At 73.2% G+C, this 12,181-nt stretch carries 2 protein-coding genes; both read right to left on the bottom strand.

Annotation, left to right across the window (positions count from 1 at the left end; genetic code table 11):
• Positions 1–33 precede the first annotated feature (33 nt).
• Positions 34–9,600 carry a neuraminidase-like domain-containing protein gene (locus tag ACIGO8_RS10980; RefSeq protein ID WP_399727277.1) on the bottom strand — a complete coding sequence of 3,189 codons (9,567 nt, stop codon included), beginning with the start codon at positions 9,598–9,600 and terminating at the stop codon, positions 34–36.
• Between the two features lie 135 nt (positions 9,601–9,735).
• Positions 9,736–12,057 carry a WD40 repeat domain-containing serine/threonine protein kinase gene (locus ACIGO8_RS10975; protein ID WP_399727274.1) on the bottom strand — a complete coding sequence of 774 codons (2,322 nt, stop codon included), beginning with the start codon at positions 12,055–12,057 and terminating at the stop codon, positions 9,736–9,738.
• Positions 12,058–12,181: the final 124 nt, after the last annotated feature.

The raw sequence follows: 12,181 nt of genomic DNA, 5'->3' as shown, positions 1-12,181 counted from the left end.
GGCGCCCGGGCGCGCCGTGGCGCGGCCGCCCGGTCACGCGTGCACCGCCGCGGCCGCGGTCCCGCTTCCGGCGGGCGCCACCTCGTAGCGCCAGACGAGCAGCAGGTCCGCGAAGGCGTCCGGGTTGAGGCGGCCGTCGCGGAGGAGTTCGGGGGCGAGGGCGGCGATCCGGTCGGCGGGCACGGTGACCAGCCACTCCTGGTCGGTCTCGGTCACCGTCCCGTGCAGTCCGTCCGCGCCGGCCCGCGGCTGGCCGGCGAGGGCGGGATCCGCGGTGAGCGTGAGGTCGGCGTGCGCTCCGCCCGGCGCGGTGAGCGTGACGGTCAGCGGTCCGCCGCCCGGGTAGCAGTCGCGGAAGCGGGTGGTGCCGCCGGGCGCGAGGTCGGTGGAGAGCAGCAGGACCAGCTCGGGCCGCTTCAGTGCGGTGGCCCGGTCGTGGAAGAGATACGGGAAGTGCCGCCGGGAGAGCGGGAAGGAGAGCGTGGCGGGCGAGCCGGCGGGTGTGGCGAGGAAGCGGCTCCAGCGGTCGGGGAACTCCCGGCGGGCGCTGAAGTACCGGTACAGGCCCGTGCCGCCGCCGGCGTGCAGCCACGCTCCCAGCGCCGTGTGCAGCTCGGCGACCGCGGCCGCGGCCGGCGTGGAGCCGCCGTCCCTGGCGGTGTAGCGCAGCTGCATGACGACGTCGCTGATGGTGGCGTAGTCGAACTGCCGGAAGGAGTCCGGCAGCGACAGCTGCCATTCGCCGATCGCGCCCGCGCCCTCGAAGGGCAGGAACCGCTCGTCGCGCAGGGTCCCGTCGAAGAGCCCGGCGTCGTCCTGTCCGGTGCTGGTGACCACCGACCGCACCGGGCCGATGTGGTCCCGGAAGCGGGTGTCGCCGGGCTGGCGTGCGTGCTTGCCTCCGTTGAGCCGGGACTCGAGCCGCACGCTGCTCCGGAGCAGGGTGGCGGTGAGGTTCACCGAGGTGTACGGGCCGGCCACGCACGGCACGGTGAAGCTGACCTGCTTCAGCCGGCGCATGTAGTGCCCGGGCGTGTCCAGGTCGAAGAGCGCCTCGGGCAGCGAGACGTACGCCCTGCCGGTCTCCTTCAGGCTCTGCAGCGCGCCCGGGTCGAGCTGGGCGAGCGAGATCCGCTTGGTGAGTTCCAGTTCGCGGGCGTTGGCCTCGTAGTAGGCGGCGTCCATGCGGTGCAGGTCGGCGAGCAGCCGCTCCCCGGCCAGCAGTCCCTTGTGCAGGCTGTCCCAGTGGCCGAAGGTGACGAAGTCGGTCTCTTCGGTGCCCAGTTCGTGGCGCAGGGCGCGCTCGGCGCGCTTGGCGACGTCGTAGGCGAGCCGGTAGGCCTGGAGGTAGCTGCCGCCGAGCTGGCCGGCCATCCAGTCGTACAGCTCCTGGTTGGTGTACTTGCCGCGCAGCAGAGTGTCGGCGTCACGGGAGTTGACCATCAGCGTGAGATGGCTGTCGACCTCCTTCTGTGCGGCGCTCTGGTGGGACTTCGCGGCCCTGATCTGGGCGGCGAACTGCTTGATCTCCTTCGTCGCCTGCTTCTTCTGGAACTTCCACTCGTCGAGGCGGTGGTCGTAGCCGCCGACGGTGGCGGACTGCTGGGCCTGGGAGGCGTCGGCGCTCAGATAGCCGATGATGCCGTGGGCCATGCCGATCATGGCGTCGGAGAGGTTGTTGCCGCCGAAGGTGGCGCCCACCGAGGTCGGGGCGCCGATCTTGAGCTCGGGGATCAGCGACAGGTAGCTGGCCAGGGTGTTGATGGTCGCGGAGACCTTCTGGAGCTCGACGGACTGGGCGCTCAGGTCCGCGGCCGTCTCCTCCTTGGCGTTCATCCGGTGCCTGGCCTTGTCGGTGTAGTACTTCTCCTTGTCCTTGGCGATGGCCTGGGACGCCTCCAGTGCCTTGACGTTCCGCTTGGCCTCCTCCAGCTGCTTCCTGCGGACCTGGAGGGCGGCGTCGAGGGCCGCGTACTCGTGGGTGGAGCGCAGCCGGGCCAGCTCCTCCGCGTCGCGCTTCTCCAGGGCCGCGAGCAGCGCCCCGCCGAAGCTCTGCACCTGCTGGGCGAACTCCTTCGCCTTGGCGAGCACGGTGGTGAAGCGGTAGTGCGGCACGGGTGCGTTCATGTCGGACAGGACGGTGGACAGGTCGAGGCCGAGGGACGCCGCGCGGGCGAGCAGTTCGGGATCGAGCTGGGCGCCGAACAACGGCGTCTGCCGGGCCACTCCCTCGATGTTCTGGCCGTGGCGGATCTTGTAGAGGCGGTCGTCGACGGTGTCCCAGTAGGAGAGGAGTTTCTCGTTGCGCGGGATGCCGAAGTAGTCGAGCCAGCGGATGTTGACGCCGGGCACGACGGACGGCGGCGCGTGCCGCGGCGCGGGGATCAGGTTCTCGGTGGCGGTGACCGCGGCGGCGGGCGGCTGGGCGCTCAGCTGCCGGAAGCTGAGCACCGGTTTCCGCTGCTGCCCCATCACCTCCTCGGGGCGCCGGCCGAGGAGTTCGGCGGCGAGGATGTAGAGCTGGGTGGCCTCGTTGACCGACTCCAGGGTGTCCTCGCGGAAGAGCTGGTCGCCCCACGCGATGAGGTTGTCGAGGTACTTCATCACCACGGCCTTCTGGTACGCGGTGGTGCGCAGCCGTGCCACGACGTCCGGCTGGAACGGATGCCGCAGCCAGGCGTCCACCTTGGCGGCCTCCTTCGGGTCGCCCTCGGCGAGCCGGCGCAGGATCTCCTCGATGCGCTGCGCCTGGTAGCCGTCGGGCGCGTCGGGGTCGGCGGAGGTCTCGTAGAAGGGCTTGGTCCGCCAGAAGCGCCGCGGCCCGGTCTCGGCGGTCCGGTCGGTCGGGTCGAAGATCCGGTGGAACCACTGCTGCGCCTCGGCGAAGCGCTGGTTGGCGGTGAGGCGGCCCGCCATGAGGAGCGGGGCGTGGAAGAAGAGTTCCCAGTTGTAGACGGCGTAGGGCTTGGCGGCGTCGAACTCGACGTCCTCGGTGGGGTAGTCGGTGCCGACCGTCCGCTCGGGGTCGGGCGAGTAGCGCTCCTCGAAGGTTTCGCTGATGCCGGTCGGCGTGTAGCTCTCGGGGCGGAGCTGGAGGTCGCGGTCGAAGAGTCCGTCGAGGCCGAAGAGGACCAGCTGCGCTTTGAAGACCTCGGTGTACGGGTGGTAGAAGGCCGCGAACTCGTGACGGTAGTAGTTGCCGTTCCGCCAGTCGGGTGTCACCAGGTAGGAGCGCTCGCTGTCCGTGAAGAACAGGATGTCCCGCTGCCAGATGCTGGGGAAGGCCTGGTGGGGCGTCACCACGCGGAACGGCAGGGACAGCGGGGTCCGCCGCAGGATCGCGCGGGCGTCGTGCAGGCAGAACTGCCGGCCGAACTCGCCGCCGGCCTGCTCCTCCATCCAGCAGTTGTTGATCACCTTCTGGCCGGGTGGCGGGATGAAGTAGCGGTACTGGTCGGCTCCTTCGACCGCCGTCTGGCCGTCGGGATCGGTCGGACTGTTCGCTCCTTGGACCCGGACCGCGGAGTAGCCCATCGGCTCCGCCAGCATGGTGCCGCGGCGCCTGCTCAGCCGGAAGCGGCCCCAGACCGTCGACGAGTGGGAGTTGTGGGTGGCCGTGTTGGTCACTTCGAACAGACGGCCGTAGTTGCACCAGACCACCGGTTCGCGGCTGTAGAAGTCCGAGCCCGGGACGAACAGGTACGGCTCCCGCTCCGCCGGGTCGAAGTAGTCGCGGTAGCGCTCGTCGGGCTCCCATCCCGCCGGGAGCACGGGATTGGTCTGGAGGGTCTCGCCCGAGACCCGCTTCGTGGTCCACTGCCCGTGCCGGAACTCGCTCCAGTTGAGCTGGATCTGCCAGTACCTCGGGCTCGGGACGAACTTGTTCTCCTCGGTGCCGTCGGGGAGGGTCTTGATCTCCCGGGTCTCGCCGGCGGGGATGAAGGTCGGCCAGAAGGCGTACAGCTGTCTGCCCCACATCCCGAGCGACAGCGCCTCGCCGTCGATGTCGAGGTTCACCTTCTGCCACGGCGTCCAGTAGAGCCGGTTCACCCAGGTGCGGAAGTAGTGCGTCCGGGGCGCGGACTCGGTGCGGGCGAGCACGTAGACCGTCTCGCCGCTGAAGTCGGCCGGGTCGCTGTCCAGGTCGTAGTCGACGTACACACCGCTCGGCTGGAGCCGGGCGACGTCGGCGAACTGCTCCAGATAGCCGAGCAGCGCTCCCCGCGCCGTCTCGTCGTTCAGGTCCTTCTGCGTCAGGTCCGTCTCCAGCTGGGAGAAGAACGAGGACTTGTCGGCCCGCAGCTCCGGCTCGAAGTAGTTCTCCGGGTACAGGAAGATCTTCTGGTTGGCCTCCCACAGCCGGTAGCGCTTCATCCACTCCCACTGCTCCCACAGGTCGGAGTCGGAGGTGGTGACGCGCGGTTCCAGGTTCAGCAGGCAGCGCTGGACGAAGAGCTGGATGCTGTACGCGGCCTGGGCGATGCGGGTGGTCTGCTGGCCGGCGCCCATCTCCACGTCCAGCAGGAAGTGGTCGTGCAGGCCGTTGGCGTCCCGCCACAGCGGGGTGTCGCCGTCGAGGGCGGGATGCGCCACCAGGTACGCGACGAGGGCGGCGCGCCGCCGCTCGCGCAGGGCGTCCTGCAGGGGGCCGGCGACCGCGGGCCAGTCGCCGGCGGAGTGCCGGGCCCGGGCGGCGCCCCAGGCGGCCTGGGCGGCCTCGGGCGTGAACTCGGCGCGCAGCCACAGGTTGGCGCGCTCGGCGGACACGCCGAGGCGGCGGCACATCGCCACGCCGCGCCGGATCCGGTCGAGGTTGGCCGGGTCGGCGAAGCGGGACGCGACGTTGATCCCGTAGTTGCGGGCCACCACGGCCACGTCGAGGAACTCCCACCCGGTGCGGCGGCACAGCTCCCGGATGATCTGGCCGTCGTAGCTGCCGGGCGTGGTGGCGAGGGCGAAGACCGCCTCCAGGGTGGCGACGCCGCCGGGCACGGCGTCCCGCAGCCGGGCGAGGGCGATCAGCGCGGACAGCCGCAGGACGGGGACGTGCGAGGGCGGTGTGGGCGGGGCGACGGGCAGCGAGCCGAGGTCGAGCCACTGTCCGACGGCCGCGTAGCGGAAGAGGAAGGGCAGCTCCTCGGCCGTGACGTGCAGGGCCTTGAGGACCAGGGCGACCCGGTGGACGCGTTCGAGCGCGGTGAACTGGGGCCCGAAACCGGCCCGGCCGATGACGACCGCGGGATCGCTGCCGGCGAACTCGGTGCCGAGGAACTCCTCGAACACCGGTGTGTCCTCGGCGCCCGGCAGCCAGCTGACGAGCAGCGCCTCGGCGAGCGCCGGGTCGAGGCCGGCGGCCTGGCCGATCTGCTGGACGACGGCGTCCTTGCTGAGCGTACGGCGCAGATGCGGGGCCAGCCGTTCCAGGACGAGCCGGAAGCGGGCGGCCGGGAGGGTGCCGGGCGGGTCGAACAGGAGGGCGGCGTCGGCGGCGCCGAGGAAGACGTTGCCGGGCGCGGGCGCCGCCTCCTGAGCGGTGACGAGCCCGTCGACGGCGCTGGCGAGGTCGGTGTCCGCGCCCGGCGCTCCCTTCAGGAGCCGGACGTCGGCCGCGCTCAGATAGCCGCGGGAGCGCAGGGTCTGGCCGGTCGCGTCGTGGAACACCTTGGCGGACAGCGCGGCGGGGACGGCGTATCCGACGGGCAGGGCGGTGAGACGCGCCGAGAAGACGGGGATGCGCAGGGCCTTCATACGGCCGGTGACGAAACGGCGCGGAGCCTGGTGGAGCTCCTCGACGGCGGCGCGGAGCGCGGCGCCCTCGGCGCCGGTGGACAGGGCGAGCAGCCGCTGCTTCTGGTCGTTGTCCATCGGCCCGGTGAAGACCAGCCGCCCGTCCCGGGCGGCCGGGTCTCCGGGCTCGCCCGGCTCGGCCGCCTCGGCCGGATCGCCCGCATCGCCCGGATCGCCCGGTGGCGTCGGCGCTCCCGGCTCGCCCGGTTGCGTCGGCGCGCCGGGCTGCTGCGCGGGCGGCGCCGGCGGCTCGAAGCGGACCGGCAGGTCCGGCGGCAGCGCGACACCGGCGGGCAGGGCGGTGAGCGGCGCCGCGTAGGAGGCCGTGCCCGTCAGCGTGGACACGGCCTCCTGGACCAGCGCCGCGTCCCAGCCCATCAGGGCCAGGTTCCTGCGGGTTACCTCGCCCGTCTCGTCGGTGGTGCCCCGGGTCTGGCGGACGACGGTCTGCAGTGCGGTGCGCAGGGAGGTGAGCGCGGCGGCCAGGGCCGGGTCGTCGGGGACGGGGTCGTCGTGCGCGGGGCGGCGGGCGTCGAGGACGGCCTCGACGGCGTCCGCGCCGAGACCGGCCCCGGCGAAGGTCTCCATCAGGTCGAGGAAGCGCCCGAGGACGCCCATCTCGGAGGCGGCGGGCAGCAGCGGCGGCCCGGCCGCGGCCTCCGTGCCCGGCAGCCGCACGGGTGCGCCGCCGGCCGGCTCCGACTGGACGACGGCCGTGGCCGCCGAGGCGAGAAGGTGAGACCACGGGCTGGCGCTGCTGCGCGGGGCGAGCCGGAGCAGATCGGTGATCGGCAGGGAGAGGGTGCGGGCCAGGGTCACCACGCAGGTGAGGACCGTCAGGTTGACGAGGTGGAGTGCTCTGCCGCGCAGCGGCGTGTCCGGGCCGGTGACCAGGGCGGCCAGTTCGGCGTCGGTGACCTGGAGCGCGGCGAGCAGGGCGGCCGAGACGGCGGGCGTGTCCAGGCTTCCGACGACCTTCAGCTCGCTGCGGTCGGCGTTGAGTTCGAAGGGGTGGGGCGTGCCGGGCGGCGGGCTGACGACGGCCGGGTCCAGGAACAGCCGGTCGTAGAGGGGTGGTCGGGTGTCGGACGGGTAGCGGTGGGTGTCCAGCGGCCGGCAGAAGCCGAGAATCCGCTCCACCGGCAGGTCGAGGCGGGCGCTCATGGCGCGGACGGCGGCCACGGACCGGAGGGTGAGCGCGTCGAGCCGGCCGTCGTTGTTGGCTCCCTGGATCAGCCGGTCGAGCTCGCGCGGGTCCGTGCCGAGGACGTGCTGGAGACGGACGAAGCGGTGCAGCCGGTCGAGGGCGGCGGCGTCGAGCCCGGAGAGCTTCATCACCCGGGTGTCGGTCGGGTGGCGCGCGTCGGGCACGAAGCGCAGCAACCCGCCCGGGTTGACGAAACGGGTCTCCAGGACGGCGGCGAGCTCGGTGAAGCGCAGCCCCGCGGTGTCCAGCAGCGTGCGGACCGTGTTCATGTTCTCGATCAGGCGGTCCTCGGCGGTGCCGGCGGGGCGCCCGTAGAACTCCGCGAGGGTGCGCGGCGGAGTGAGCGTCTCGCCGGCGATGATCTGCTGCGACTGCTTGGACAGGCCGAGCCGGGCCGCGGTGAGCAGCCGGTCGAAGTCGGTGGGGTGGGTGGTGTCGTAGCAGAGGTCGAGGATCAGCGCCTCCCGGGTGACTCCCAGATGGCCGAGGTAGTCGGCGGTCTGCTCGCCCCACAGGTCGAAGGGCAGCTGCCACGGGTGGACGGCGGTGCGCAGCTTGTCGTACGCGCCGTTGTTGACGTGCTGGGGCTGGACGCGCAGCTCGTCCGGGCCGCCGCGGCTCTGCCGCTCGGCGGCCGGGACCGCCGTGTCCGGGGAGACGGCGGATTCCAGGACCTCGTTGACGAGGTCGACGTAGGGAAGGGCGAAGTCGGTGTTCTCCTTGCTGAGTTCGACGTCCCACAGGTCCGGCCTGCGGTCGTGGAGCACCTCGGCGACGGGGCCGCAGCGGGACTTCCCGGTCTGCGCGCCGCCGCCGAGCCGGCGCAGGTAGTAGATCAGGTCCACCAGGTAGGCGGCCTGGCTGTACACCGAGCGGCTCTCCTCGACCGGCGCGTAGTCGGCCGGGCCGAAGAGGTCCTCCCAGTCGGGGATCTGGGCGGTCTGGGGCGGGACGGCGGGCAGCCAGGGCACGTCGAACTGTCCGGCGGTGCGCAGGTCGGCGACGAGGTTGACGGCCTCGGCGTGCACCTGGGTGGCGCGGGCGTGGATGGCGCGCGCCTCCTCCTCACCGACGCGGCCGACGCCTTCGCGGGCGCCGCCGCCCTCGCTGAAGCCTTCGTGGGTGCCTTCGCGGGTGCCGCCGTCGCCGCCGCCTCCACCGTCTCCGCCGGTCATCCGGCGGACGAAGTCGGAGGGTCCGATGCGGGCGATGTCGTACGAGGAGTGGAAGCCCTTGTCCCGGAGGGCCTGCATCGCCTCGAAGCGCGGCGCGATCTTGAACGTCCGCTGGATCGCGGCCAGTTGGCGGCGCGCCTCGGTGTCCGGGACGGTGACGGTGTCGACCGGGGTGGCGGCCAGGTCGAAGTCGGGATGGTCGGCGAGGAAGCGGACGGCGGGCGACTCGGCGTGCTCCGGGTGGGAGGCGAGCCGGAAGGCGACGTGGGCGGTGGGATACGCCTGGGCGACGCGGGCGCGGATCTCCTCGGCGTAGTCCCGTACGGCCCGCTCGTCGTCCGGCTCGCGCTCCGGCTCGCGCTCCGGCTCGTGCTGCCGCTCGCCGTCCGACGCGATCCGCGGGCCGCCGGGCTCCGGTACGCCGCCGGTCTCGGCGACCAGTTCGGCCCAGCGGCCGTCGAGCCGGACGAGGTCCCGCCGGTGGGTGAACTCACCGGTGTCGAAGCGTGCCAGCAGCGTGCGGACCAGGGCCGGGTTGTCACCGGTGAGCCGGCCGAGTTCCAGGGCCAGGTCCAGCCGCCGCGCGTGCCCGTCGGGTGCGCCGGCCGCGCTCTCGGGACGGGCGTCGCGGTCCAGGTGGTCGCCGTACAGCCGGGCGCGGGCCTCGGGTTCGGGCACCGCGACGGTGAAGATCCGTGCCAGCGCGGACGGCACGAGCCCGTCGGGCGAGGAGTGTTCGACCGCCGCGGCGGCCTGGAGTTCCCGGGCGCGCAGGGCGGTCATGAACTCCGCCGCGCCGTCCGGCGAGGTGATGGTCCCTGCCTCGGCGGCGGCGGACAGCGCGGCGCGCACGTCCGCGGTGCGCCGCTGGGCCAGCGCGGACAGGTCGGCGGGCAGACCGCGGCTGAGCAGCCCGAAGAAGCGCTCGGCCGGCAGCCCGGTGCTCCGCTCGTGCCGCGCGGCCTGTGCGGCGTGCCCGATGTCCTGCGTCGTGTGCCCGGTGGCGCGGGCGAGATAGGCGAGGTCGTGGCCGTCCGCTTCCTCGCCCACCTCGGTGAGCCGCACACCGTCGAGGTGCGGGGCGACGGCGGCGAGCAGCGCCTCGTAGCGACTCGGCCCGGCCCCGGGCAGCCGCACGTCGACGCCGTCCACGGCCTCGGCTCCGGTCCCGGCCGCCGCGCCCAGAACGCGTACGGTCCGGGCCGTCCGCCCGTCGAGTGCGGCGTCGACCACGAGTTCCGCTGCCGCACCGGCCCACACGCACTCCGCCCGGTAGGCCCCGGTGCCGTCCGTCCGCGCCTCCGCCACGGGCTCCGTGGCCCGCAGCCGTCTCGCCGACACGGTGACGGCGGCCCCCACGACAGGCGTGCCGTCCACACGCAGCACGCGACCCTGGACGGTCAGGGAACGGGGGGCGGCTGCACTGGTCATGGCCTCACCTGATGACGTGGTCGGTTCGCCGTGTGAGCTGGCGTTTTCCGCCGAGGAGCATAACGACGAAGGACCCCGTACCGACCCGATCGAGATGTAAACCGCTCACCCGGACGAATCAGGCGCACGGAGAGATCAGTCGAGCCTCCACAGCGCCACGTGGCGGTCCAGGGACTCCGCCAGGAACCTGCCGTCGGGGCTGAAGGAGAGGCCGTTGCACAAGGGCTGGGACGAGGCCACCTCGGTCAGGGTGGGGCGGGCCTCCTCGATGCGGTCGTCGAGGACCTGGAGGGGAGTCCAGGCGTCGGTGGACCAGATGTGGACCGGGCCGCCGCGCTCGGTGGCGGCGATGCGGCCGCCGTCGCGGCTGAACGCCACGGCGCCGAGGACGTCGCCGGCGTCGGTCAGGGTTTCCAGGGCCGTCCGGGTGGCGGTCCGGTACAGCCTGAGATCGTTCTGGGACCGGGCGGCGAGGGTCTTGCCGTCCGGGCTGAGCGTGAGTCCGTACAGGCCCTGCTCGGGCCCCTGGACGGTGGCGCGGAGGGTGCGGCGGCGGATGTCCCAGAAGCGGAGCCGGCCCTGGTTGGTGGCGACGACGAGGGTGCGGCCGTCGCCGGTGAACACCGCGCTCGACACGGCGCCGTCGACCGCGAACTCCTGGTGGTCGGGCCGTTCGACGTAGGTGGCGATCCGCTGCCGGGACCGCACGTCCCAGATCGTGGCCATGAAGTTGCCGGCGTAGGCGACGGCGCGTCCGTCCGGGCTGAAGGCCAGGGAGGACATCTCGTCGTCCTTCTGCTTCGGATCGGCGTGGATCACGGCGGCCGTCTTGCGGGAGGCGACGTCCCAGAGCGTGAGGGTGGCGTGGTCGTCGACGGCGGCGAGGAGCCGCCCGTCGGGGCTGAACGCCAGCGAGCCGGTGACGTTGTCGACGCCGGTCCCCGCGGTGGCGCCGAGCACCGCGACCGTCGCGAGGGTGGCGCCGTCCCGCAGATGGACGCCGCCGTCCATGTCGCCGACGGCGATCAGCCGGCCGTCCCGGCTGAACTCGAGTGCGGTGATCGGGGAGTCCAGCCGCTCGGAGGCGGTGAACCGGGACGGCGGCCCGGGTGTCGAGGACGGAGACGTGGACGGGGCCAGGGAGCGGCTCGGGCTCGCCGATGCGGATGGGGACGCGCTGCGCGATGCGGAACCGCCGGAGGCGCCGTCGGCCGAGGAGCCGGCCCGCCGGTCGTTCGCCAGCGGGACGGCCACCGCGGCGGCCGTTCCCAGCGCGCCCAGCGCTCCGAGCAGCACGGCGCGGCGGCCCGGGCGACGGCGCTCGGGCGGCGCGGCGAGAGCGACGGCCGGCGGCACGGCGGTCTCCGTCGGCAGATCCGCGGTGCCGGGGGCGGGTGCGGGCTCGGGCGCACGCCGGGACTCGGGGGCAGGCTCCGGGGCAGGCGAAGGGATCGGGGCAGGCCCGGACTTCGGGGCGGGGGCGGGTGCGGGCTCCGGCGCAGGGTCCGGGGCGGGTGCGGGCTCCGGTTGCGGGCGGATCAGGCGTACCGTTCCCGGTCCCATCGCCGGCTCGACGAACCGCGCGATCTCGGCCTGTTGCTCCTCGATCAGAGCGTGTACGGCGTCGGGCCAGGGTCGTACGGCCGGGGCCAGCGGGCCCACGGAGTCCAAGATCCCGGCCGGATCGGGCCGCCGGGACGGGTCCTTGGCCAGGCAGCGGGTGACGAGGTCGCGCAGTTCGGCGGGGACGGAGGAGAGGTCGGGCTCGGTGTGCACGACGTTGTAGAGCGTCTGCGGCGCCGACGGGCCGGCGAACGGGCTGGTGCCGGTGCAGGCCTGGACGAGGACGACGCCGAGCGAGAACACGTCGCTGGCCGGACCGAGTTCACGGCCCTCGGCCTGTTCCGGCGACATGAAGGCCGGCGAGCCGACGAGCCAGCCGGTGTGGGTGATCGAGGAGCCGGTCTCGCCGTCCGTGGCGCGCGCGACACCGAAGTCGATGACGCGGGGCCCGTCGGCGGCCAGCAGCACGTTGGACGGCTTGAGGTCGCGGTGGATCAGTCCCGCCCGGTGGATCCCGGCCAGGGCCGTGGCCAGGCCGGCGGCCAGCCGCAGCGCCGCCTGCGGCGGTAACAGACCGGCCGTCGCCACGACTTCGCTGAGCGGCGGGCCCGGGACGAACACCGAGGCCAGCCACGGCTGCGGCGCGTCGGCGTCCGCGTCGAGGACCGCGGCCGTGTAGGCGCCGGACACCCGGCGCGACGCCTCGACCTCCCGGCGGAACCGGCTGCGGAACCCGGCGTCCTCGGTGAACTGCGCGCGCACCAGCTTGACCGCGACCAGCCGCCCGTCGGGCGCGACGCCGAGCAGCACCCGTCCCATGCCGCCCTGCCCCAGCTCGGCCACCAGCCGGTAAGGCCCGGCGGTCGAAGCGTCCGACTCCCCCAACAGCTCCATCGGTCCTCCCGTGGCGTGCGCGCCGACACGATGAACTCCGCGCGGAAAAAGGTTACTTGTCGTGATCCTTCACCGGGGAACCTCCCGCACCTGTGAACGCATCCTTCGCACGGACCCCTTTTCT

This window comes from Streptomyces sp. NPDC053493, assembly GCF_044544825.1.
In the GTDB taxonomy this organism is placed as follows: domain Bacteria; phylum Actinomycetota; class Actinomycetes; order Streptomycetales; family Streptomycetaceae; genus Streptomyces.
This window is presented reverse-complemented; position numbering and strand designations above follow the sequence as displayed.